The following is a 23,021-nucleotide window of genomic DNA, read 5'->3' as shown; positions in this document are numbered from 1 at the left end:
AGGGGCAATGGAGTTCGCTTTTTATATCTGTGGCCTGGTCGCCGTCCTGACGACGGTACGCGTAATAACGCATACCAACCCGGTACACGCCTTGTTGTATTTGATTATCTCCCTGTTGGCGATTGCCGGGGTCTTCTTTTCCCTCGGCGCGTACTTCGCCGGGGCGCTGGAGATCATCGTCTACGCCGGGGCGATTATGGTGCTGTTCGTGTTCGTGGTGATGATGCTGAACCTCGGCAATTCCGTGGTCGAGCAGGAGCGCAACTGGCTCTCGCCGCAAATCTGGATTGGCCCGGCGCTGCTCTCTGCGGTGCTGCTGGTGGTGATGATTTACGCCATTCTGGGGGTTAACGATCAGGGTATCGACGGCGCGGCAATTAGCGCGAAAGCGGTCGGTATCACACTGTTTGGCCCTTACGTACTGGCGGTTGAACTGGCGTCGATGCTGCTGCTGGCAGGTCTGGTTGTCGCGTTCCATCTGGGACGTGAAGACAGAGCTGGCGAAGTGCTGAGCAACCGCACGGATGACCGCGCGAAAAGAAAAACGGAGGAGCACGCATGATCCCCTTACAACATGGACTGATCCTCGCGGCGATTTTGTTTGTTTTGGGTTTAACCGGTCTGGTTATCCGCCGCAATCTGCTTTTCATGCTGATTGGGCTGGAAATCATGATTAACGCCGCCGCGCTGGCCTTCGTGGTCGCCGGCAGTTACTGGGGCCAGACCGACGGACAGGTGATGTATATCCTCGCCATTAGCCTCGCGGCTGCGGAAGCGAGTATTGGCCTGGCGTTGCTGCTGCAACTCCATCGTCGCCGCCAGAATCTGAATATCGATTCAGTAAGTGAGATGCGTGGATGAACATGCTCGCCTTAACCATTATTTTTCCTTTTATTGGCTTTGTATTGCTGGCCTTTTCCCGCGGGCGCTGGTCAGAGAACGTCTCTGCCACCGTCGGTATGGGTTCGATTGGTCTGGCCGCGGCAGTCACCGCGCTGGTCGGTGTTGATTTTTTCAACAATGGTCAGCAGCCGTTTGTGCAACCGCTGTGGACCTGGATGGCGGTTGGCGATTTCAACATCGGTTTTAACCTGGTGCTGGACGGCCTGTCGCTGACCATGCTGTCGGTGGTGACCGGCGTTGGCTTCCTGATCCACATGTTCGCCTCCTGGTACATGCGCGGTGAAGAGGGTTACTCCCGCTTCTTCGCCTATACCAACCTGTTTATCGCCAGCATGGTGGTTCTGGTGCTGGCCGATAACCTGCTGCTGATGTATCTCGGCTGGGAAGGCGTGGGCCTGTGCTCCTATCTGCTGATCGGCTTCTACTACACCGATCCGAAGAATGGCGCAGCGGCGATGAAAGCGTTTGTCGTCACCCGCGTGGGCGATGTGTTCCTCGCGTTCGCGCTGTTCATTCTCTACAACGAGCTGGGCACGCTGAACTTCCGCGAAATGGTTGAACTGGCACCGCAGCACTTCGCCGACGGCAATAACATGCTGATGTGGGCGACATTGATGCTGCTGGGCGGCGCGGTCGGCAAATCGGCTCAGTTGCCGTTGCAAACCTGGCTTGCGGACGCGATGGCAGGTCCGACCCCGGTTTCGGCGCTGATCCACGCCGCTACCATGGTGACCGCCGGTGTTTACCTGATTGCCCGTACTCATGGTCTGTTCCTGATGACGCCGGAAGTGCTGCATCTGGTTGGTATCGTCGGTGCTGTGACGCTGTTGATGGCCGGTTTCGCTGCACTTGTGCAGACGGATATCAAACGCGTCCTTGCTTACTCGACGATGAGCCAGATTGGTTACATGTTCCTGGCGCTCGGCGTACAGGCATGGGACGCGGCGATTTTCCACCTGATGACTCACGCGTTCTTTAAAGCGCTGCTGTTCCTGTCGTCCGGTTCGGTTATCCTCGCCTGCCACCACGAGCAGAACATCTTCAAGATGGGCGGCCTGCGTAAGTCGATTCCGCTGGTGTATGCCTGCTTCCTGGTCGGCGGCGCGGCGCTCTCTGCGCTACCGCTTATTACTGCGGGCTTCTTCAGTAAGGACGAAATCCTTGCCGGTGCGGTGGCGAATGGTCATGTCAATCTGATGATTGCGGGTCTGGTTGGCGCGTTTATGACCTCGCTCTACACCTTCCGCCTGATTTTCATTGTGTTCCACGGCAAAGAGCAAATTCACGCCCATGCAGGGAAGGGGATCACCCATCATCTGCCGCTGATTGTGCTGCTGGTGCTCTCTACGTTTGTCGGCGCGATGATCGTGCCGCCGCTGCGTGGCGTACTGCCGGAAACCAGCGAACTTGCGCACGGTAGCGTAGTAATGCTGGAAGTGGCCTCCGGTGCGGTGGCGGTGATCGGTATTCTGCTGGCAGCCTGGTTGTGGCTGGGTAAACGCACGCTGGTGACCTCGATTGCCAACAGCGCGGCGGGCCGTTTCTTCGGCACCTGGTGGTTCAATGCCTGGGGCTTCGACTGGCTTTACGACCGCGTGTTTGTGAAACCTTACCTCGGTGTTGCATGGCTGCTGAAGAGCGATCCGCTGAATGCGCTGATGAACATCCCGGCGATCCTCTCGCGCTTTGCAGGCAAAGGTCTGCTGTTTAGCGAGAACGGTTATCTGCGCTGGTATGTGGCGTCGATGAGCATCGGTGCCGTTGTGGTGCTGGCGCTGTTGATGGTATTGCGCTGAGTTTGTGCGATTTGTGGGGCGAGAATATTCGTCTCCGGTGAAAACATTATTTAGGTAAGTATTCCTGAGATTCAGGCTGGCGAGCAAGGTAGCCTGAGCAGGATTAATATAAGGGACATAAACCGCCATGTTATTACCCTGGCTAATACTCATCCCCTTTATTGGTGGCTTCCTCTGCTGGCAAACCGAACGCTTTGGCGTGAAGGTGCCGCGCTGGATTGCGCTGATCACGATGGGACTGACACTGGCGCTTTCTCTGCAACTGTGGTTGCAGGGTGGCTATTCTCTGACCCAGGCTACCGGTTTACCGCAGTGGCAGGAAGAGTTCAGGCTGGACTGGATCCCGCGCTTTGGTATCAGCATCCATCTCGGTATGGATGGCCTGTCGCTGCTGATGGTCACCCTGACCGGTTTCCTCGGCGTGCTGGCGGTGCTCTGCTCCTGGCGTGAAATCGAAAAATACCAGGGCTTCTTTCACCTGAACCTGATGTGGATCCTGGGCGGTGTTATCGGCGTGTTCCTTGCCATCGACATGTTCCTGTTCTTCTTCTTCTGGGAAATGATGCTGGTGCCGATGTACTTCCTGATTGCGCTGTGGGGCCATAAAGCCTCCGACGGGAAAACGCGTATCACGGCGGCGACGAAGTTCTTCATCTATACCCAGGCGAGCGGCCTGGTAATGTTGATTGCCATTCTGGCGCTGGTGCTGGTGCACTACAACGCGACTGGCGTATGGACCTTCAACTATGAAGATCTGCTGAAAACGCCGATGTCCCACAACGTTGAATATCTGCTGATGCTCGGTTTCTTCATCGCCTTCGCGGTGAAAATGCCGGTAGTGCCGCTGCACGGCTGGCTGCCGGACGCGCACTCGCAGGCACCGACCGCCGGTTCTGTTGACCTTGCGGGGATCTTGCTGAAAACCGCCGCTTACGGTCTGCTGCGCTTCTCGCTGCCGCTGTTTCCGAACGCGTCGGCAGAGTTCGCGCCTATCGCCATGTGGCTTGGCGTTATCGGGATTTTCTACGGTGCATGGATGGCCTTCACCCAGACCGATATCAAACGTTTGATCGCTTACACCTCCGTTTCCCATATGGGCTTTGTGCTGATTGCTATCTACACCGGTAGCCAACTGGCCTTCCAGGGCGCGGTTATCCAGATGATTGCGCACGGTCTCTCTGCGGCCGGTCTGTTCATTCTCTGTGGTCAGCTGTATGAACGCCTGCATACCCGTGATATGCGTATGATGGGCGGTCTGTGGAGCAAAATTAAATGGCTGCCAGCGCTGTCGATGTTCTTCGCCGTGGCGACGCTCGGGATGCCGGGTACCGGTAACTTCGTCGGTGAATTCATGATCCTGTTCGGCAGCTACCAGGTTGTGCCGGTCATCACCGTGATTTCGACCTTCGGGCTGGTCTTCGCCTCGGTTTATTCGCTGGCGATGCTGCACCGTGCATACTTCGGCAAGGCGAAAAGCGAACTTGCCAGCCAAACGCTGCCAGGGCTGTCACTGCGCGAGCTGTTTATGATCCTTGTCCTGGTTGTACTTCTGGTACTGCTTGGCTTCTATCCGCAGCCGATTCTGGATACATCGCATGGCGCGATGAGCAACATCCAGCAGTGGTTTGTTAATTCCGTTACTACTACAAGGCCGTAAATCGCCATGACAATAACTCCACAACACCTGATTGCGCTGCTACCGCTGCTGATCGTCGGATTGACGGTGGTGGTTGTAATGCTCTCCATTGCGTGGCGACGCAACCATTTTTTCAATGCCACGCTGTCGGTCATTGGTCTTAACGTCGCGCTGCTTTCCCTGTGGTTCGTCGGTCAGGCCGGGGCCATGGATGTCACGCCGCTGATGCGCGTTGACGGCTATGCCATGCTCTATACCGGGCTGGTACTGCTGGCGAGCCTCGCCACCTGTACGTTTGCTTACCCGTGGCTCGAAGGCTATACCGATAACAAAGAAGAGTTCTACCTGCTGGTACTGATTGCCGCGCTCGGTGGGATTTTGCTGGCGAACGCTAATCATATGGCGGCGCTGTTCCTCGGTATTGAACTGATTTCTTTGCCGCTGTTCGGGCTGATTGGCTACGCCTTTCGCCAGAAACACTCGCTGGAAGCCAGCATCAAATACACCATTCTCTCTGCCGCGGCGTCATCATTCCTGCTGTTCGGTATTGCGCTGGTGTATGCCCAGACCGGTAATCTGTCGTTTATGGCGATTGGTAAGAGCCTCGGTGAAGGCATGTTGCATGAACCGCTGCTGCTGGCGGGTCTCGGCCTGATGATTGTTGGCCTTGGCTTTAAACTCTCTCTGGTGCCGTTCCATCTGTGGACGCCAGACGTTTATCAGGGCGCGCCTGCGCCGGTTTCCACCTTCCTGGCGACCGCCAGCAAAATCGCTATTTTTGGCGTGCTGATGCGTCTGTTCCTTTATGCGCCGGTGGGCGACAGTGAAGCCGTTCGTGTGGTGCTGGGCGTGATTGCCTTTGCCTCCATCATCTTCGGTAACCTGATGGCGCTGAGCCAGACCAACATTAAACGTCTGCTCGGTTTCTCCTCTATCGCGCATCTGGGTTATTTACTGGTGGCGTTGATTGCGCTGCAAAGCGGGCAGATGTCGATGGAAACCGTCGGGGTTTACCTGGCCGGTTATCTCTTCAGCAGCCTGGGTGCTTTTGGCGTCGTCAGCCTGATGTCCAGCCCGTATCGCGGCCCGGATGCCGAGTCGCTCTACTCCTACCGTGGTCTGTTCTGGCACCGCCCGATTCTGTCGGCGGTGATGACGGTGATGATGCTGTCGCTGGCGGGTATTCCGATGACCTTAGGCTTTATCGGTAAGTTCTACATTCTGGCCGTGGGTGTGCAGGCGCACCTGTGGTGGTTGACTGGCGCAGTGGTGCTCGGGTCGGCAATCGGTTTGTATTACTACCTGCGCGTGGCGGTGAGCCTCTATCTGAATGCGCCGCAGCAACTGAACCGCGATGCGCCGTCCAACTGGGCATACAGCGCAGGCGGGATTGTAGTGCTGATTTCTGCCCTGCTGGTGCTGCTGCTCGGTATCTATCCGCAGCCGCTTATCAGCATCGTGCAGTTGGCCATGCCGATGATGTAATTGCGTATAACGCGCAAATAAAAACCGCCGGGTTTGTAGCCCGGCGGTTTTTTTATAGGACATAAGCGAAAGCTGGTAAGGAATTCGTTATGACCGGTTTGTTTACTCATCCCGGCCCGTTTGGGGGGATGTGAGCACATGCAAATCACAACGTGTTCAAGCTTCCGCTATAACTTGAGTTATTTCAAGTCCCGGAACTTTAGTTATCCCAGGTTTAAGAAAAAGGCCTGGAATGCGTCCGTTTTTCCTGATCTCTTTTTGAGTTGTTTCATCAGCTTATGCGAAGTGTAAAATACCGCCCGTTGAGATTATTGCACCTTGCTTTCAGGCTGGGCAAAAGGATTTCCCCCGTTGTAACACGTGGTGGTGACAGGGTTCAGGCCTGGAAGGGGTACTTGCAAATCACAACCTTGCTCGCTCTGATTCGGGGGAACTTTAGAACCAGTCCGGGCGGCTCCTTCCTCCTTTGAGGAAAACGGATGATGTTGAAACGTGAATTCGCCAAACGCGTACTCACAATCATCATTGCTGTGTTGCAGCTGATCTTGTCGTTCCTGTAACGGCTTGAAACGTACTTAAGGCGCTACCGCTTACCGGCGATAGCGCCTTTAACATTTGCGGGGCAGATTACTTCGCCAGCAGCGGCGCAGGAGTCACCTGATGATGGCTAATCAGCGGGCCACGCACATTGCGCGCTGCGCGGTCGAGCACTTCCTGAATCACCGCAGAAAGCTCGTTAATTTCGAACTTCGCCACGTAACCATCGGCCTGAACTTTACGCACGTGATCTTCGTTGGCGCTCCCGGAGAGCGACGAGTGGATCACCACCGGAATATTTTTCAGACGCGGATCGGTTTTGACTAAACGGGTTAAGGTAAAACCGTCCATTTCCGGCATCTCAAGATCGGTCAACACCATCGAAATCTTATCGCTTACCGGAACACCCTCTTTTTCAGCCTGCTGCGCCAGTAGTTGAATTTTTTCCCAGGCATCTTTACCGGTGATGTGCATCGCGTTCGGGATCTCCATCGCGTTGAGACCTTTTTCCAGCATGGCGCGCGCCACTTTGGAATCTTCAGCCACAATCGCCACGGAACCCGCTTTCAGGTTGAATTTTTTGTCCGGGATATGATCGCCATGTACCTCGTGATCCGCCGGAACGATGTCATACAGGATCTGCTCAACGTCCAGCACCATCGCCAGGTTGTTGGTGTCCTTATCGTCATCCAGGCAGGCGATACTGGTGATGTAGCGGCCATTGATCGCTTTCTCCGCCGTGTGCACCTGTTTCCAGTCCAGGCGCGTAATGTTTTCCACGGACTCGACGGCAAAGGCTTGTACGCTGCGGGCATACTCGGTAATCAGTAAAATGTTGAGGCCAGTAGCAGGCTTGCACCCGGCGACGGCGGCAAGGTCAATCACCGGGATCACCTGATCGCGAATATTGACCATTCCCATCAACGGCGGTTTCATTCCCGCAGGGCGTGTAAACGTGGGCATCGGAACGATTTCGCGCAACTTAAACACATTGATGCCAAACAGCTCTGATTTTGTCGCATCTAACGATGTGCCAAGGCGAAACAGTAACAGCTCAAACCGGTTCGACAGAGTAAGATTCGCCCTGTCATCGATGTCTTTCTGGAAAGTATCCATCATGCCCTCAAAGAAGAAATGCCTGCGTATAACTTATTATCGGCATGACGGGAAAAAAATAGAGTGCCTAAATTAAAATCAGACACGAACAACGTCAAAATCTGTTGCCAGTGCCGTTTGCGAAAAGAGCGCGCGGCATTCGGCTAACAACGCGAGGCTGCCGCGTTCGTCATAGCGCGAACTGATATGGGTGATCACCAGCCGACCGGCACCGGCGTCCACCGCCAGTTGCGCGGCCTGGCGTGCTGAGCTGTGTCCGCGGCTATTGGCTTTCTCTTCCATTGCCGTTTCCAGCGTCGCTTCGTGCACCATAAGGTCAACATTTCGCGCCAGCTCCAGCGAGGCCGGGCAGGGCGACGTGTCACCAAAAATTGCCAGTTTTTTCCCTGGCTCAGCGGGTGAGAGATAGTCCGCGCCATTAATGATGCGCCCGTCGTCCAGCGTCACCGTGCCGCCCGCTTTCAGCGTCTGGAATAGCGGCCCGGCGGGTACGCCGTCTGCGGCAAGCGCGGCGGCGTTTAATGCGCCGGGCTTATCATGCTCTTCAATACGATAGCCGTAACACTCCACCGGGTGCGCCAGCGGGAATGCCGTCACTTTGCGTAGCCCGTCATTCACCACCAGACCTGGCGTCACTTCTTGTATGGTTAACGGATAATCGGTCCATGAACCACTCAGGCGCAGCGCGGTTTCAACAAATTCACCAATGCCTTTCGGGCCATAAATCTGCAAGGGATGCATGTTGCCTGCCATGGAACGGCTGCACAGCAGCCCCGGCAGGCCAAACAGATGATCGCCATGCAGGTGGGTAATAAAAATTTTGTCCAGCTTGCCGGGATGAAATGCGGTGCGCAGCATCTGGTGTTGCGAGCCTTCACCGCAATCGAACAGCCATAACCCCGCGCGAGTTGGATGCTGTAAATTGAGCAATATTGCGCTGACATTACGCGCCCGGGTCGGGACGCCAGCCGAAGTACCTAAGAAAATCAGTTCCACACGCTTTGCCTGAAAGTAAAAGAATCTAGTATAACCACAGGATGACTCATAAGGAGCACACCATGATCCGCTGGCAAGACCTGCACCACTCTGAACTCACTGTTCCCGCGCTGTATGCGCTACTCAAATTGCGCTGTGAAGTATTTGTCGTCGAACAAACCTGCCCCTATCTCGATATTGATGGCGATGACCTGATTGGCGAGAACCGCCATCTGCTGGGTTGGCAGGGTGATGAGCTGGTCGCGTATGCGAGGATTCTGAAAAGTAACGATGATTTGTCGCCGGTTGTCATTGGCCGGGTGATTGTCAGCGCTCAGGTTCGCGGGGAAAAACTGGGTTATCAATTGATGGAACGCGCGGTCGCTTCCTGCCAGCAACATTGGCCGCAGCACGCGCTGTATCTGGGCGCACAGGCGCATCTGCAATCTTTTTATCATCATTTTGGTTTCCAGCCGGTGACTGATATTTATGACGAAGACGGCATTCCTCACGTGGGGATGGCCCTCGAGGTTCGCCAGGCGTAACCGGGAGTCATTGTCTATAGTTAGCGAACAGGTTCATAACATGGAGAAAAGAGATGTCTAATCAATTCGATTCACATATTGACGACGACCTGACCCTGCTGAGCGAAACGCTGGAAGAAGTACTCCGCTCCTCAGGCGACCCCGCTGACCAGAAGTATATTGAACTGAAAGCCCGCGCCGAACAGGCGTTGCATGACGTGAAAAACCGCGTCAGCAGTGCATCGGATACCTACTATTACCGTGCGAAAAAAGCGGTTTACCGTGCCGATGACTATGTGCATGAAAAACCGTGGCAAGGCATTGGTGCTGGTGCTGCCGTTGGCCTGGTACTCGGTCTGCTGTTAGCCCGTCGCTAACGTTTTATTTCCCCTCCCTGGAAGGGGGTACTGCTATTCGGTTAAGTACCCCGTATACTGTATGGTTTTTAAAACCATGTGGTTTTATCCGGGAGGGGTTCGCGTGTTTTCCATTTCCTCTGCGCTGGGCTATTTGCATAGCCGCCTGGCTGACGTCTTTCCTCGCACACCCGGTTTCTGCTTTTTTGATGCCCCTTTCCCGTTAAATGATGCTTTTGATCCCCTGACATGGCTGGCCAGCCAACCTGTTTATCCGCAATTTTACTGGCAGCAACGCAGCGGTGAGGATGAAGCGGCCGCCCTCGGCGCACTGATCCCTTTCTCTGCCTTACCGCTCGCCCAGCAGTTTTTGCAGCAACATCCTGAAGATGTTCGTGTCTGGGGAGTGAACGCGTTTGATCCCACGCAGGGGGCGCTGTTTTTGCCGCGTCTTGAATGGCGGCGTGAGGGCGGGCGGGCAGTGCTGCGCTTGTACCTTTATAGCGACAGTTCGCTGCATGACGATGCTCAACGCGCGGCGGATTTCCTGGCGGCCCTGGTCGAGTCGAAACCGCTGGGAAATGTTCAGCAACCCTGCCTGGGGCAGCGCCATTTCCCGGAGTGGGAAGAGTGGGAAACGCTGATTTCCCGGGCGCTGGATACGCTAAAAAGTGGCGAGCTGGATAAAGTTGTCCTCGCCCGCGCCACGGATTACCGTTTTGCCAGCGCCGTCAACGCCGCATCGTTAATGGCTGCCAGCCGTCGGCTTAATCATCACTGCTTTCACTTTATGTACGCCTTCGACGCACAGCATGCTTTTTTAGGCTCCACGCCAGAGCGGCTCTGGCGGCGGCGCGGTGTGGCGCTGCGTACTGAAGCATTAGCCGGGACGGTCGCCAACCATGATGACGACCCGCAGGCACAGCGCCTTGCCGACTGGCTGATGAGTGATGATAAAAACCAGCGCGAAAATATGCTGGTAGTGGAAGATATCTGCCAGCGTTTACAGCACCAGACCGGCGCGCTGGAGGTTCTGCCGCCGCAGGTGGTTCGGTTGCGCAAAGTGCAGCATTTGCGCCGCTGCATCTGGAGCGATTTACACACGCCGGATGACGCCCTGTGCTTACAGTTACTTCAGCCTACGGCGGCGGTAGCCGGTCTCCCCCGGCGCGAAGCGCGGGCATTTATCGCGCGTCACGAACCTTTTGAACGTGAATGGTACGCAGGCTCGGCGGGCTATTTGTCGCGCGAGCAGAGTGAGTTTTGCGTGGCGCTGCGCTCGGCGAAACTCAGCGGCGATACGGTACGCCTCTACGCCGGGGCGGGGATTGTACCCGGATCGGATGCGCAACAAGAGTGGCAGGAAATCGATAATAAAGCGGCGGGGCTGCGATCATTATTGTTCCGGACGCACGTATAAACGACCTATATCAAAAACACATCATTCGCGAATAATTATACTAACCAGCAATGTTGATACCGGACAAATTCATGTCAATAAGTTCATTTAACCGACGCTGGGCGGCGGTGATCCTCGAAGCCTTAACCCGCCACGGTGTCAGGCATGTGTGCATTGCTCCGGGATCCCGTTCCACCCCTTTAACCCTGGCCGCTGCGGAAAACCGCGCGTTTATTCATCACACCCATTTTGATGAACGCGGGTTAGGTCACCTTGCGCTGGGGCTGGCGAAAGCCAGTAATGAACCGGTGGCAGTGATTGTGACATCCGGTACGGCGGTAGCAAATCTTTATCCCGCGCTGATTGAAGCGGGGCTGACCGGTGAAAAGCTGGTGCTACTCACCGCCGACCGCCCGCCAGAACTGATCGACTGCGGTGCCAACCAGGCCATTCGCCAGCCGGGTATGTTCGCCTCACACCCGACCGAATCCATCGCTTTACCGCGGCCTTCGCAGGATATTCCGGCGCGCTGGCTGGTCTCGACCATTGATAACCTGCTCGGCGCGTTACGCGGCGGGGCAGTGCATATCAACTGCCCGTTCGCCGAGCCGCTGTATGGCGAGATGGACGATACCGGGCTTGCCTGGCAACAAGCGCTGGGCGACTGGTGGCAGGATGACAAACCCTGGCTGCATGTCCCGACGCCGTTAAACGGTGAAAAGCAGCGCGACTGGTTTTTCTGGCGGCAAAAACGCGGCGTGGTCGTGGCGGGGCGCATGAGTGCTGCCGAAGGCCAGAAGCTCGCCGAGTGGGCAAAAATGCTGGGCTGGCCGCTTATCGGCGATGCGTTATCGCAAACGGGTCAGCCGCTGCCGTGTGCCGATCTCTGGCTTGGAAATAGCCAGGCGGTGGAGGAGCTGAACCAGGCGCATATCGTGTTGCAATTTGGCAGCAGCCTCACCGGCAAACGCCTGTTACAGTGGCAGGCGACTTGTGCACCGCAAGAGTACTGGTTGATTGATAACCTGACCGGCAGGCTCGATCCCGCCCAGCATCGCGGGCGTCGGCTGGTCTCAAGCGTTGCCGACTGGCTGGCGCAGCATCCGGCCGAGCCGCGCGCGCCCTGGTATGGCGCTATCCCCGCGCTTTCCGCCCAGGCGTGGGAAAAAGTGCGTATGCAGCGCGACATCTTCGGCGAGGCGCAACTGGCGCACCGCATTACGGAGTATTTACCCGAACAGGGACAACTGTTTTTGGGCAATAGCCTGGTGGTGCGGCTGGTGGATGCACTGGCGCAATTACCGGTGGGTTACCCGGTTTACAGTAATCGCGGCGCGAGCGGCATTGATGGTCTGCTTTCCACCGCTGCGGGCGTGCAACGGGCAACGGCGCGCCCGACGCTGGCGATTGTCGGCGATCTCTCGGCCCTTTACGATCTGAACGCGCTGGCGCTGCTGCGCCAGGCTTCCGCGCCGTTTGTGCTGCTGGTGGTCAATAACAACGGCGGGCAGATTTTCTCGCTCTTACCTACGCCGCCTGCCGAGCGCGAGCAGTTTTACCTGATGCCACAGAATGTCCATTTTGACCACGCCGCTGCCATGTTCGACCTTGCCTATCACCGCCCGGAAAATTGGGATGAGCTGGAACAAGCATTGACCGGGGCCTGGCACAAACCGGGAGCCACGGTAATTGAACTGGTGGTCAACGACACGGACGGCGCGCAAACTCTGCAAAGCCTGCTGGCGCAGGTGAGCCAGCTATGAGCCTGCACGTCGACGCCATTGCTGGTCGGCAGCCGCTGCCGTGGCTGGTGTTTCTGCACGGTTTTTCCGGCGATAACCGCGAGTGGCAAGAGGTGGGTTCAGCGCTGGATAATTTCCCGCGTTTATATCTGGATCTGCCCGGGCATGGCGGTTCGGCAGCGTTGTCTGTTGCCTCCTTTGACGAGATGGATGCGTTACTGCGCGCAACCCTTGTTCGTTACAACATCCTTACCTACTGGCTGGTGGGCTATTCACTTGGCGGGCGCATTGCGCTGTATCATGCCAGCCAGCAACCGGTGGGTTTAAAAGGCCTTATTGTCGAAGGCAGTCATCCCGGTCTGGTGGATGATAATGCCCGCGCTGCGCGGCTGGCCTCCGATCGGCAGTGGTGCGATCGCCTGCGCCATCAGCCGCTGACGCAGGTATTTGACGCCTGGTATCGCCAGCCGGTATTTGCTGCGCTGACTGAGCCGCAGCGTGCGGCGCTGGTGGCGCTACGCAGCCAGAACCACGGCGCGAATTTAGCCGCCATGCTGGAGGCCACATCCCTGGCGCATCAGCCGGATTTGCGCCGCCCGTTGCGGGCAGTATCTTTCCCGATTCATTATCTATACGGTGAACATGACAGTAAGTTTCAGGCGCTGGCGAGCGACGTCTCGCGCCACTGTCACGCCATTCCTGCCGCCGGGCACAACGCGCACCGGGACAATCCCGCTGCCGTTGCTTCTGCCCTGGCGCGAATTCTGCGTCTTGAGATAAAGGACACACTATGATCTACCCCGATGAAAGCATGCTCTACGCGCCGGTTGAATGGCGTGACTGTTCCGAAGGTTACACCGACATCCGTTATCAGAAATCCGCCGACGGCATCGCCAAAATCACCATTAACCGCCCAGAAGTGCGCAACGCCTTTCGCCCGCTGACGGTAAAAGAGATGATCGATGCGATGTCCGACGCACGTTATGACGACAACATCGGGGTGATCATTTTGACTGGTGAAGGGGAAAAAGCCTTCTGTGCCGGTGGTGATCAGAAAGTGCGCGGCGATTACGGCGGCTATCAGGATGATTCCGGTGTCCATCACCTTAACGTTCTCGACTTCCAGCGCCAGATCCGCACCTGTCCGAAACCGGTGGTGGCAATGGTTGCCGGTTATTCTATTGGCGGCGGCCACGTCCTGCATATGATGTGCGATCTGACCATCGCGGCGGAAAATGCCATTTTCGGCCAGACCGGCCCGAAAGTCGGCTCCTTCGACGGCGGCTGGGGCGCTTCCTATATGGCGCGTATTGTCGGGCAGAAAAAAGCCCGCGAAATCTGGTTCCTCTGCCGTCAGTACGATGCGCAGCAGGCGCTGGACATGGGGCTGGTCAATACCGTTGTGCCGGTTGCAGAGCTGGAAAAAGAGACCGTGCGCTGGTGTCGTGAAATGCTGCAAAACAGCCCAATGGCGCTGCGCTGCCTGAAAGCTGCGCTCAACGCCGATTGCGATGGTCAGGCCGGTTTGCAGGAGCTGGCGGGCAACGCCACGATGCTGTTCTATATGACCGAAGAAGGGCAGGAAGGGCGCAACGCCTTTAACCAGAAACGCCAGCCTGACTTCAGCAAATTTAAACGGAACCCGTAATGCGACAGGCGCAGGTTTACCGCTGGCAAATCCCGCTTGATGCAGGCGTAGTGCTGCGTGAACGCCGTCTGAAGACCCGCGACGGGCTGTTCGTCCATCTGCAAGAGAATGGGCATGAAGGCTGGGGGGAAATAGCGCCGCTGCCGGGCTTCAGCCGGGAAACGCTTGATGAGGTTCAGCCGGTCGTTATTGACTGGGTGCGTGGCTGGCTGGACGGCGCATCTTCGCCATTGCCTGCGCCGCCTTCTGCGGCGTTCGGCCTCAGTTGCGCGCTGGCGGAGCTGCATGATGCACTGCCGCAACCTGCCGATTACCGCGCGGCGATGCTCTGTACTGGCGATCCGGACGAGTTGTTCGCCACCCTGGCCGCCTTGCCCGGCGAGAAGCTGGCAAAAGTGAAAGTCGGGCTGTATGAAGCCGTGCGCGACGGCATGGTGGTCAACCTGCTGCTGGAATCGATTCCCGATCTGCACCTGCGCCTGGATGCAAACCGCGCCTGGACGCCGCTGAAAGCGCAACAATTCGCTAAATATGTGAACCCGGAATATCGTGCGCGCATCGTATTTCTTGAAGAGCCTTGTCAGCGGCGTGAAGAGTCGCTGGCGTTCGCGCAGGAAAGCGGGATTGCCATCGCCTGGGATGAGAGCCTGCGCGACGAGGATTTTTCGTTTGAGCACAAGCAAGGTGTGAGCGCTGTGGTTATCAAACCGACACTCACCGGTAGCCTGCAAAAAGTGCAGCAGCAGGTTGCGCAAGCGCAAGCGCTCGGCCTGACGGTGGTCATCAGTTCATCTGTCGAGTCGAGCCTTGGCTTAACGCAACTGGCACGCATTGCCGCCTGGCTGACGCCGGGCACCGTGCCGGGGCTGGATACCTTACAACTGATGCAGTGCCAGTTGATCCGCCGCTGGCCAGAGAGTGATTTACCCTGCTTGCCGGTTGATGCACTGGAACCTTTACTATGATGTTTTCCGACTGGCCCTGGCGTTACTGGCGTCAGATGCGCGGGGAACAGGCGGCGATTCGCCTCGGGCAGCAAACCCTGAACTGGCAGCAACTCTGCGTACGCGTTGACCATCTGGCAACCGGTTTTGCCCGCCAGGGTGTGCGCGAGGGTGATGGCGTGATGTTGCGCGCCCGCAACCAGCCGGAAACCGTTCTCACCTGGCTGGCACTGCTGCAATGCGGGGCGCGGATATTACCCGTTAACCCGCAATTGCCCGCACTGTTGCTGGATGCGCTCCTGCCGCCATTGACGCTGCGTTTCGCCCTCGATTTTGAGCCAGTGCCGCTACACGGCGGGTTGACTGCCCTGGAAATGACCGAGGTCGAGGGGACTTACGCTGTGGGCTGGCAGGCGCAGCGGCTGGCGTCAATGACATTAACGTCCGGCTCCACCGGTTTACCAAAAGCGGCGGTGCATACCTGTGCGGCGCATCTTGCCAGCGCCGAAGGCGTACTCGCGTTGATCCCGTTTGCGCCGCAAGATGACTGGCTCCTCTCGCTGCCGCTGTTTCATGTTTCCGGGCAGGGCATTTTATGGCGCTGGCTGTTCGCCGGTGCGCGCATCACGGTGCATCACACTTTACCGCTGGAGCAGGCGCTGTCCGACTGTAGCCATGCATCGCTGGTACCCACGCAGCTCTGGCGTTTACTCAACGATAATCACCCCCTCTCACTAAAGGCTGTTTTGCTCGGCGGGGCGGCTATCCCGGTTGAACTCACGTTACAGGCGCGCGCGCACGGTATTCGTAGCTGGTGTGGTTACGGGTTGACTGAGTTTGCCTCAACGGTTTGCGCGAAAGAGGCCGATGGCGCACCGGATGTGGGCTACGCCCTGCCGGGCCGCGAGGTCAAAATTGTCGACGAAGAGGTGTGGCTGCGCGCCAGTAGCCAGGCATCCGGCTACTGGCGCGACGGTGAACTGTTGCCGATGGTCAATGCTGACGGCTGGTTTCCCACCCGCGATCGCGGGGTGCTGAACGATGGCTGCCTGACTATTCACGGTAGGCTGGATAACCTCTTTTTTAGCGGCGGTGAAGGCATTCAGCCCGAAGAGGTGGAGCGCATAATCGCCCGCCATCCACAGGTGCTGCAAGTCCTTGTGGTACCGGTCGATGATGCGGAATTCGGCCAGCGGCCCGTCGCAGTTGTTGAATGTGAAGGCGAAGTGAATACCGCCGCGCTGAGCGCATGGGTGGCGAATAAACTGGCGCGTTTTCAGCAACCGGTACGTTGGCTGGCGCTACCCGCCGATCTCAAAAATGGTGGGATCAAAATCTCCCGCCGTGCGGTGCAACAATGGGTTAACCGCGCGGAAAAATAGCGTCTGGCTTTTTTTGCGAGCCTGGGAGGCTCAAAGCAATCCTTTCAGCGTTAACGTGTAGCGGGTCGCCTCGTTTAAGTCATAGCGGTGCAGATCCGCAGGGGCAACCCAGGCGTAGTCCTGAAATTCCTCATTGATGACGACGTCGCGATTGGCGCTGACGCAGTCAAAGATCAGGTAAATCATATAGATTTCTTCTTTGCTGCCGTCGGCGTAGGTTTTTATCCGCATATCATCACGAAAGGTCCAGGGCGTTATTTGGCGCAGTTCAAGCTTGTCACCCAGCTCTTCGCGGATCTCGCGGCGCAGCGCCTCTTCAATCCGCTCTCCTGGCTCCACGCCACCGCCTGATAATGCCCACTGGCCGGGAAAGACGCCGCGGTCATCGGCCATTTTACACAGCAAGTACGCGCCGTTATTTTCAATCAGTGGGCAAACAATTGTCCGTTGTCGCATTATTTTCTCCTTAAAGCAGACGCACAGAATGTGCCATCTTATACCATGCAGCAGCGCTGAAATATTGACCCTGACAATAATTGAACCCTTTTTTTATTCATTCTTCTGGCAGAAAAATAGGCGTACAATCAGAGGCTTTTGGGCATTGGCCCGTTATGTGCGGAAATTAAAAATGAAAAAAGTGGCGTTATTAGGATTAGCCAGCGTGTTGCTGGCCTCCACCGGGGCACAGGCTGTCAGCCTGAACGGCCAGATTGGCAAAGACTACACCAACCTCGGTTTCGGTCTGGGAACCGAAACCAGCGGTATCGCAGTGAGCGGTAACTGGGCGCACAGCGAAGATGATGGTGATACCGCGAGCCTGGGGCTGGGTTACAACCTGCCGCTCGGCCCGTTCCTCGCTACCGTCGGCGGTAAAGGGATTTATCTGAATCCCGACGAAGGCAGCGAAGGGTACGCCGTGGCCGTTGGCGGCGGTTTGCAGTGGCATATCGCCAGCAGCTTTAGCATTTTCGGTGAGTACTACTACTCGCCTGATTCACTCTCCAGCGGGATTAAAGAGTACCAGGAAGCCAATGCCGGTGTGCGTTACACCATTATGCGTCCGTTCACCGTTGAAGCCGGTTATCGTTATATCGATATGGCCGGTAAAGATGGCCGCCGCGACAACGTTGTGGCCGACGGCCCGTATATCGGCGCCAGCGCCAGCTTCTGATCCCCCGGCGCGGCGTCCGGCCGCGCCAGTTTATCTGCGCATGCGCTATAGTGTTTCAACCCCGATTGCAGGAGCTAACGATGTTAAATGTGGAGATGTTATCGACCGGCGATGAAGTACTGCATGGTCAGATTATTGATACCAATGCGGCCTGGCTGGCCGACTTTTTCTTTAACCAGGGGCTGCCGTTAACGCGTCGTAATACCGTCGGCGACAATCTCGACGACCTGATTGCCATTTTGCGCGAACGCAGTGAACACGCCGATGTGCTGATCGTCAACGGCGGCCTCGGGCCAACCAGTGATGATCTGAGTGCGCTGGCGGCGGCCACGGCAAAAGGTGAAGGGCTGGTGCTGCACGAAGCCTGGCTGGCGCAAATGGAACGTTTTTTCACCGAGCGCGGCCGCGTCATGGCACCGAGCAACCGCAAACAGGCGGAAATCCCCGCCAGCGCCGAACTGGTCGATAACCCGGTCGGCACCGCTTGCGGTTTTGCCATGCAACTGAACCGCTGCCTGATGTTCTTCACGCCCGGCGTACCGTCGGAATTCAAAGTGATGGTCGAGCATGAAATTGTGCCGCGCCTGCGCGCACGTTTCACCTTGCCGCAACCGCCTGTGTGCCTGCGTCTGACCACCTTTGGCCGCTCGGAAAGCGATCTGGCCCAGAGCCTGCAACACCTTGAATTGCCGCCTGGCGTGGTGATGGGCTATCGCTCATCGATGCCGATTATTGAACTGAAACTGACCGGCCCGGCGGAACATCGCGCGGCGATGGAAGCGCTATGGCCGGAAGTAAAACGCGTCGCGGGTGAAAGCCTTATTTTCGAAGGAACGGAAGGTTTACCGGCAGCCCTTGCCGCCACCCTGCGCGAGCGCCAGCTAAGCCTGACCCTGAGCGAACAGTTCACCAGCGGGCTGGTGGCGCTGCAACTCTCTCGCGCCGGTGCGCCATTGCTCGCCAGTGAAGTGCTGCCCCCGCAGGCGGAAGCGCTGGCGCAAACGGCTCGCTGGACCACAGAACTGCGTAACCGGCATCTCGCCGGGCTGGCGTTAACGGTGACCGGTCTCGAAGAAGAGTGCCTTAACTTTGCGCTGGCAACGCCGCAAGGCACGCGCGCCTTACGGGTGCGATTCAACACCAATCGTCACGGGCTGGCGGTGCGCCAGGAAGTGTGTGCCATGATGGCGCTGAATATCCTGCGCCGCTGGCTGGCAGGTAAAGATATCGCCAGCGATCACGGCTGGATTAACGTCATCGAAACCCTGTCGGTGGAGTAAGGTCTCGTTACGCCAGTGCACGCGCCAGTAGCTGGATGGGATGTTCACAGCGCTTGCTGGTGGACATCTCAATCTGCCATTTACAGGTTTCGCAATCGGTCACCACGACATCCGCGCCGCTGGCTTCAATTTGCGCAAACAGCGGCGCGCCAATCGCTTGCGATGTAGAGTAGTTTTCACGTTTAAAGCCGTAGGTTCCCGCTATCCCGCAGCAGTTTGAATCCAGCACCGTCAGCTCCAGCCCAGGAATTCGCCGTAACAGTTCCAGCGTGTAGTGCGTCCAGCCCATTTTCTCCATATGACAAGGTGTGTGATAGACCACTTTCAGCGGTGTTTCACGAAGCCGTAGCGTGTGGCCTTCGTCGAGCATACGCCAGATCCAGCGGGTAGCTAAATCGATGTGCGAACGCAGATGGCTGTTATCCACCTCCAGCAGGTGCGGGTATTCGTCACGCAGGGTAAAGGCACAGGTAGACGAGGTGGCAATCACCGGCAGGCCATTTATGCCAATCGCCTGCTCCAGCGACTGCACATTGAACTGCGCCTGTTTTTTCGCTTTATCGAAAAAGCCGTTGGCAATCAGCGGTACGCCACAGCATTTTTCCCGCTGCAATAACTGCACGCCGATGCCCATCTGATTGAGCACACGAATAAGATCTTTGCCCAACTGCGGATGGTTATAATTGACATAACAGCCGTGAAAGAAGGCCACCTGTTGCGGGAAAGCTTGTTGTTCGGCGGCAACGCTGCGATACCAGCGGCGAAACGTGCCGTGGGAATATTTCGGCAAAGTGCGGTGATGATCGATTTTTAAGGCTTTATCCAGCAACTGACGCACCGGTTTCAGTGATGTTGCGGCGTTAACTAACGGCGCGACTGGCGTCGACAGTGTGCCCATCAAATCCGTATGGCTGAGAATAGCGTTACGCACCGAGAGAGGTTTTGGCGCGTACTGCGCGCGGGCGCGCTGGATGATATCGCCAATTTTCACGCCTGAAGGGCAGGCGGTTTCGCAACGTTTACAGTTGGTGCAATATTTCAGCGCATCGTCATACAGCGCGGCATCTTTCAGGCGCAGGCGTTCACCGTCCGGGCCGGCCTGTTTCGGGCCAGGATAAGCTGGATTAACCCGGCTCACCGGGCAGGCGGTGGTGCAAACCGTGCATTTGATACAGCTTTCAAATTGCGTGCTGGTCATTGTTTGCCTCCCTGAGCGCTAATCTGTTGTGCCGCATGCAGGGCGGTGACCGCGCAAACGCCGCCGCCACAACCTTGTGCGATGGCATCATACCCGCCCAGTACAGAGCCAATCACATAAAGATTTTCCAGCGGCTGGCCCTGGCGCAGGCCGCGCAGTTGCGCATCGGTTTGGACGCCAAATTGTTGCCACGGCTGCGTATCAAATACGTCGTCACGATACCAGTCGCGGCGTTCAGCGTTTTGCAATACATCGAGATCAAATACCGCTTCGCGCACGCGATCGCGCCCGGCAATCAAACCATTACTGAAAAAGCTGCCGCTGGCGAGCACCACATGATTTGCGCGTAGGGGAATATCCTCATGTTTGCGCGTCCATAACTCAGCCACGCGGTGTTGATGGATGTTGGCGCGCAGAACTTCATCGCCGGGCATCCAACTGCCGCCGCTGTGGATAAAGCGCTTCTGGAGCAAAAGCTGCATACGCATGCCGGGCACTGAAGGCGGCAGCGTGGGCAGCAGGCGCAGCGGGCAGGCGAGTTGCTGATTAAGGCGCTCAAACACGGCGCTGTCCGTCAGGCCAAAACAGGCGGGCAGATACAGCATCTCATAGCGCTCGCTTACCGGGCGCAGGGCCTCATACAGCGCACTGTAGTGCTCTGGCATATCGAGTTGCCGGGCAATATTTACCGCGCGAAATTCGCTGGGGTTGTCGCGCAGGCGGTCCAGCAACGGCAACTCTATCTCTTCGGCCTGAGCGTTAATGCCGCGTTTATGCAGCGCGCCGGCGGCAAGCTGCGGCTGGAAATCAAGAAAACCGCTGATACCGACCACGCCAGTGTGCAAACCGGCAGACGGTTTGAGCGGTACTTCCTGCGGGCTGAGCCACGCCTGGCGGAATGTGCCGAGCGGGGTCACGCGCAGGTGCGGCGTATCCACATCGCCCTGCAACGCCAGACCACAATCCGCGAGCAGCGTTTGCGTCTGTTGTGCATACTGGCGCACGCGTTCTGCGCCAGGGCGGGCATAAGGATGTTCACTGTGCTGTTGCTGAAGGTGGGCAATCGCGCTGTCGAGATTATCGACGGGCTGGCCGTCGGGCAGATGCGAGAGTAAATCGAGCGATCCGGAGGAGAAACTCAACGCGCTCTGACCCCGGCTGACAATGGCACAGCGCTGGCCGCTTTCGCTCAGGCGAATACCACACAACAGACCCGCCAGCCCGCCGCCGATGATCACCGTATCAAATCTCATCTTCTGTCTCCTTCTCCAGCCCGCATAATCCCTGGTAGACCCAGCGCGTAAACTCGCTTTCGCGCAGCGCATCGCCCCAGGCGACCGGTTTAATGCCTTTCCAGCGCTCGTTCAGAAAATTCGCCAGTTGTTCGAGAGACTCATTTTCACTGGTCACATGCAGCCGGTTCAGTAGCCCGGCAGCGCGACAGGCGCACAATTCACCCTGGCAGGTGCCCATGCCAACGCGTGTGCGGCGGCGCAGGTCAAGCAGCGAGTGGACATTGAGGTTTTCAACAGCGTACTGCACTTCGCCCGCAGTGACCGCTTCGCATTCACACACCAGGCTGCGGTTATGGCGGTCGCTGCCGAGCCAGGTCGGGGTGCGATCGCCGTGGCGATAGACAGCCGAACCGCGCAGCGGCGAGGGCAGGGAGATGATTTTTTTCAGCGTCTGTTCGGTTGATGCCTGCGATCCCGGAAGCGGCGTGGTGGCCGTGGTGCAGGCCGCGCGGTGGTTAAGTTTGCGGCAGACCGCATCGGTTGCCCATTCCGCCATCAGGCGGTAGGTCATCAGCTTGCCGCCGGTAATGGTGATAAAACCTTCCAGCCCGTCACGGTCGGCGTGATCCAGCAGCACAATACCGCGGCTAACGTTACGCCCGCTCGGATCGTCGTCGCTGGCAACCAAAGGGCGCACCCCGGCGTAAGCACGTAAAATACGCGTTTGCGCCATGATGGGAGCCAACTTTTCCCCTTCGCGCAACAAAATATCGACCTCGTCGGGCGTCACGCGCAGGTTATCGATATCGGCATAATCAATATGCGTTGAGGTGGTGCCAATCAGGGAGATGGTGTCGCCGGGCACCAGAATATCGGCATCAGCCGGTTTGCGGCAGCGGTTGATCACATGCTGATTAATGCGGTGATCGAGGATAAGCAGTGCGCCTTTGGCCGGGAACATGCGAATGCGCAGGTCGGCATATTCGGCGATGTGTTGGCCCCAGATCCCGGCGGCATTGATTACCACGGGGGCATAAATTTCGGCTGTTTCACCGCTGGCGGCATGCAGCAGACGGACGCCGCGTACTGTATTACGCTCGCGAATCAGCCCGCACACTTCATGGCCGGTCAGGATTTTCGCCCCGTGCTCGCGGGCATCAAGCATATTACTGGCGGTGAGGCGGAAGGGATCCACGGTGCCGTCCGGCACGCGCACCGCGCCAGTCAGTGCCGGGTTAACGCTCGGCTCCATGCGCAGCGCTTCCTGCGGTGAAATCGCCTGCGCCGGAATGCCCGCGTTGCGACAGGCGTCAATAAACTGGCGCTGATAAGCGAGGTCATCTTCCGGCAGGGTGATAAACAGGCCATCGGTCGGTTCAATACAGTGGCGGGCAATGCGTTTGAGGATCTGGTTTTCCGCAATGCATTCCCGCGCAGATTCGTTATCGGTGACCGCATAACGCGCGCCGCTGTGCAGCAAACCGTGGTTGCGCCCGGTCGCGCCGGTGGCGATATCGTGGCGCTCAAGCAGCACCGCGCGCAGGCCGCGCAGGGCGCAATCGCGGGCGATACCTGCGCCCGTTGCGCCGCCGCCGATAATGATCACATCGTAGTCGCTGGAGTGAGGCATGGTCGTGTCCTGGCTGGTCGACGTTGTTTGCACTCATTTAGCCACATTATCATTGGGGTTTGTT

The 23,021-nt window shown here is 57.4% G+C and carries 21 protein-coding genes; 15 read left to right on the top strand and 6 right to left on the bottom strand.

The features are described 5' to 3' along the window. Positions 1 to 7 precede the first annotated feature (7 nt). The 5 genes from nuoJ (at position 8) to nuoN (ending at position 5,820) form a co-directional block, all read left to right on the top strand. Positions 8 to 562, top strand: coding sequence for an NADH-quinone oxidoreductase subunit J (nuoJ, locus tag Q5705_04580; protein ID WLI77839.1), 555 nt, complete (start codon positions 8 to 10; stop codon positions 560 to 562). After that, positions 559 to 861 (top strand): NADH-quinone oxidoreductase subunit NuoK, encoded by a 303-nt coding sequence (gene nuoK, locus Q5705_04575; GenBank protein WLI77838.1) that lies wholly within the window; start codon positions 559 to 561, stop codon positions 859 to 861. The genes nuoJ and nuoK overlap by 4 nt, the downstream gene beginning before the upstream one ends. Then, on the top strand, positions 858 to 2,699 hold the full coding sequence (gene nuoL / locus Q5705_04570) for an NADH-quinone oxidoreductase subunit L (protein ID WLI77837.1): 1,842 nt from the start codon (positions 858 to 860) through the stop codon (positions 2,697 to 2,699). Before nuoK ends, nuoL begins: the two co-directional genes overlap by 4 nt. A 127-nt stretch (positions 2,700 to 2,826) precedes the next feature. After that, complete coding sequence (gene nuoM, locus Q5705_04565) at positions 2,827 to 4,356, top strand: NADH-quinone oxidoreductase subunit M (GenBank protein WLI77836.1); 1,530 nt, start codon at positions 2,827 to 2,829, stop codon at positions 4,354 to 4,356. A gap of 6 nt (positions 4,357 to 4,362) precedes the next feature. Beyond that, complete coding sequence (nuoN, locus tag Q5705_04560; GenBank protein ID WLI77835.1) at positions 4,363 to 5,820, top strand: NADH-quinone oxidoreductase subunit NuoN; 1,458 nt, start codon at positions 4,363 to 4,365, stop codon at positions 5,818 to 5,820. Positions 5,821 to 6,447: 627 nt separating this feature from the next. On the opposite strand, the gene Q5705_04555 is transcribed toward nuoN, so the two are convergent. Together Q5705_04555 and rnz are read right to left on the bottom strand one after the other, a co-directional pair. Further along, positions 6,448 to 7,473, bottom strand: a complete 1,026-nt coding sequence (locus Q5705_04555) for a chemotaxis protein (GenBank protein ID WLI78969.1) — start codon at positions 7,471 to 7,473, stop codon at positions 6,448 to 6,450. A 78-nt stretch (positions 7,474 to 7,551) separates the two neighbouring features. Then, complete coding sequence (gene rnz / locus Q5705_04550) at positions 7,552 to 8,469, bottom strand: ribonuclease Z (GenBank protein ID WLI77834.1); 918 nt, start codon at positions 8,467 to 8,469, stop codon at positions 7,552 to 7,554. Positions 8,470 to 8,531: 62 nt separating this feature from the next. On the opposite strand from rnz, the gene Q5705_04545 reads away from it, so the two are divergent. From Q5705_04545 to menE, 8 genes are all read left to right on the top strand, one after another. Then, entirely contained in the window at positions 8,532 to 8,993 is a 462-nt protein-coding gene (locus Q5705_04545) for a GNAT family N-acetyltransferase (protein ID WLI77833.1), read from the top strand. 53 nt (positions 8,994 to 9,046) lie between these two features. Further along, complete coding sequence (gene elaB, locus Q5705_04540) at positions 9,047 to 9,349, top strand: stress response protein ElaB (protein ID WLI77832.1); 303 nt, start codon at positions 9,047 to 9,049, stop codon at positions 9,347 to 9,349. A gap of 103 nt (positions 9,350 to 9,452) precedes the next feature. Continuing rightward, a complete protein-coding gene (gene menF / locus Q5705_04535; GenBank protein ID WLI77831.1) occupies positions 9,453 to 10,748 on the top strand; it encodes an isochorismate synthase MenF in 1,296 nt (431 codons plus the stop codon). Positions 10,749 to 10,819: 71 nt separating this feature from the next. Then, positions 10,820 to 12,490, top strand: a complete 1,671-nt coding sequence (gene menD / locus Q5705_04530; GenBank protein ID WLI77830.1) for a 2-succinyl-5-enolpyruvyl-6-hydroxy-3-cyclohexene-1-carboxylic-acid synthase — start codon at positions 10,820 to 10,822, stop codon at positions 12,488 to 12,490. After that, complete coding sequence (menH, locus tag Q5705_04525; protein ID WLI77829.1) at positions 12,487 to 13,263, top strand: 2-succinyl-6-hydroxy-2,4-cyclohexadiene-1-carboxylate synthase; 777 nt, start codon at positions 12,487 to 12,489, stop codon at positions 13,261 to 13,263. Before menD ends, menH begins: the two co-directional genes overlap by 4 nt. Further along, on the top strand, positions 13,260 to 14,117 hold the full coding sequence (gene menB, locus Q5705_04520; GenBank protein WLI77828.1) for a 1,4-dihydroxy-2-naphthoyl-CoA synthase: 858 nt from the start codon (positions 13,260 to 13,262) through the stop codon (positions 14,115 to 14,117). Before menH ends, menB begins: the two co-directional genes overlap by 4 nt. Then, a complete protein-coding gene (menC, locus tag Q5705_04515; protein ID WLI77827.1) occupies positions 14,117 to 15,082 on the top strand; it encodes an o-succinylbenzoate synthase in 966 nt (321 codons plus the stop codon). Before menB ends, menC begins: the two co-directional genes overlap by 1 nt. After that, positions 15,079 to 16,443, top strand: coding sequence for an o-succinylbenzoate--CoA ligase (menE, locus tag Q5705_04510; protein WLI77826.1), 1,365 nt, complete (start codon positions 15,079 to 15,081; stop codon positions 16,441 to 16,443). The genes menC and menE overlap by 4 nt, the downstream gene beginning before the upstream one ends. 30 nt (positions 16,444 to 16,473) lie before the next feature. Here the strand turns inward: menE and nudI are convergent, their stop codons facing one another. Continuing rightward, the gene (gene nudI / locus Q5705_04505) at positions 16,474 to 16,899 is read right to left on the bottom strand and encodes a nucleoside triphosphatase NudI (protein WLI77825.1); all 426 of its coding nucleotides are present in this window, start codon (positions 16,897 to 16,899) and stop codon (positions 16,474 to 16,476) included. A 172-nt stretch (positions 16,900 to 17,071) separates the two neighbouring features. Between nudI and Q5705_04500 the strand changes: the two genes are divergently transcribed. After that, positions 17,072 to 17,614, top strand: coding sequence for a YfaZ family outer membrane protein (locus tag Q5705_04500; protein ID WLI77824.1), 543 nt, complete (start codon positions 17,072 to 17,074; stop codon positions 17,612 to 17,614). Between the two features lie 80 nt (positions 17,615 to 17,694). Then, positions 17,695 to 18,894 carry a nicotinamide mononucleotide deamidase-related protein YfaY gene (locus Q5705_04495; GenBank protein WLI77823.1) on the top strand — a complete coding sequence of 400 codons (1,200 nt, stop codon included), beginning with the start codon at positions 17,695 to 17,697 and terminating at the stop codon, positions 18,892 to 18,894. A gap of 7 nt (positions 18,895 to 18,901) precedes the next feature. Here Q5705_04495 and glpC read toward each other — a convergent pair whose 3' ends face one another. From glpC to glpA, 3 genes are read right to left on the bottom strand one after another with little or no spacing between them, the layout of a single operon-like run. Then, positions 18,902 to 20,092 (bottom strand): anaerobic glycerol-3-phosphate dehydrogenase subunit GlpC, encoded by a 1,191-nt coding sequence (gene glpC / locus Q5705_04490; GenBank protein WLI77822.1) that lies wholly within the window; start codon positions 20,090 to 20,092, stop codon positions 18,902 to 18,904. Continuing rightward, positions 20,089 to 21,345, bottom strand: coding sequence for a glycerol-3-phosphate dehydrogenase subunit GlpB (gene glpB, locus Q5705_04485; GenBank protein ID WLI77821.1), 1,257 nt, complete (start codon positions 21,343 to 21,345; stop codon positions 20,089 to 20,091). Before glpB ends, glpC begins: the two co-directional genes overlap by 4 nt. Continuing rightward, positions 21,335 to 22,957: an anaerobic glycerol-3-phosphate dehydrogenase subunit A gene (gene glpA / locus Q5705_04480; protein WLI78968.1), complete on the bottom strand. Its 1,623-nt coding sequence runs from the start codon at positions 22,955 to 22,957 to the stop codon at positions 21,335 to 21,337. Before glpA ends, glpB begins: the two co-directional genes overlap by 11 nt. Between the last annotated feature and the right edge of the window lie 64 nt (positions 22,958 to 23,021).

This window comes from Kosakonia sp. H02 (genome assembly GCA_030704225.1).
In the GTDB taxonomy this organism is placed as follows: domain Bacteria; phylum Pseudomonadota; class Gammaproteobacteria; order Enterobacterales; family Enterobacteriaceae; genus Kosakonia.
Note: the sequence above shows the minus strand (reverse complement) of the source record. Positions and strands in the feature narration are given on the sequence as shown.

Excerpts from the sequence above, each read along its gene's own strand:
- menD (WLI77830.1), top strand. The coding sequence starts at position 10,820 with ATGTCAATAAGTTCATTTAACCGACGCTGGGCGGCGGTGATCCTCGAA.
- glpC (WLI77822.1), bottom strand. The coding sequence starts at position 20,092 with ATGACCAGCACGCAATTTGAAAGCTGTATCAAATGCACGGTTTGCACC.
- Q5705_04500 (WLI77824.1), top strand. The coding sequence starts at position 17,072 with ATGAAAAAAGTGGCGTTATTAGGATTAGCCAGCGTGTTGCTGGCCTCC.
- nuoL (WLI77837.1), top strand. The coding sequence starts at position 858 with ATGAACATGCTCGCCTTAACCATTATTTTTCCTTTTATTGGCTTTGTA.
- menB (WLI77828.1), top strand. The coding sequence starts at position 13,260 with ATGATCTACCCCGATGAAAGCATGCTCTACGCGCCGGTTGAATGGCGT.
- nuoK (WLI77838.1), top strand. The coding sequence starts at position 559 with ATGATCCCCTTACAACATGGACTGATCCTCGCGGCGATTTTGTTTGTT.
- Q5705_04495 (WLI77823.1), top strand. The coding sequence starts at position 17,695 with ATGTTAAATGTGGAGATGTTATCGACCGGCGATGAAGTACTGCATGGT.
- nuoJ (WLI77839.1), top strand. The coding sequence starts at position 8 with ATGGAGTTCGCTTTTTATATCTGTGGCCTGGTCGCCGTCCTGACGACG.
- Q5705_04555 (WLI78969.1), bottom strand. The coding sequence starts at position 7,473 with ATGGATACTTTCCAGAAAGACATCGATGACAGGGCGAATCTTACTCTG.
- nuoN (WLI77835.1), top strand. The coding sequence starts at position 4,363 with ATGACAATAACTCCACAACACCTGATTGCGCTGCTACCGCTGCTGATC.
- elaB (WLI77832.1), top strand. The coding sequence starts at position 9,047 with ATGTCTAATCAATTCGATTCACATATTGACGACGACCTGACCCTGCTG.
- menH (WLI77829.1), top strand. The coding sequence starts at position 12,487 with ATGAGCCTGCACGTCGACGCCATTGCTGGTCGGCAGCCGCTGCCGTGG.
- nuoM (WLI77836.1), top strand. The coding sequence starts at position 2,827 with ATGTTATTACCCTGGCTAATACTCATCCCCTTTATTGGTGGCTTCCTC.
- menE (WLI77826.1), top strand. The coding sequence starts at position 15,079 with ATGATGTTTTCCGACTGGCCCTGGCGTTACTGGCGTCAGATGCGCGGG.
- glpB (WLI77821.1), bottom strand. The coding sequence starts at position 21,345 with ATGAGATTTGATACGGTGATCATCGGCGGCGGGCTGGCGGGTCTGTTG.
- glpA (WLI78968.1), bottom strand. The coding sequence starts at position 22,957 with ATGCCTCACTCCAGCGACTACGATGTGATCATTATCGGCGGCGGCGCA.
- menC (WLI77827.1), top strand. The coding sequence starts at position 14,117 with ATGCGACAGGCGCAGGTTTACCGCTGGCAAATCCCGCTTGATGCAGGC.
- nudI (WLI77825.1), bottom strand. The coding sequence starts at position 16,899 with ATGCGACAACGGACAATTGTTTGCCCACTGATTGAAAATAACGGCGCG.
- Q5705_04545 (WLI77833.1), top strand. The coding sequence starts at position 8,532 with ATGATCCGCTGGCAAGACCTGCACCACTCTGAACTCACTGTTCCCGCG.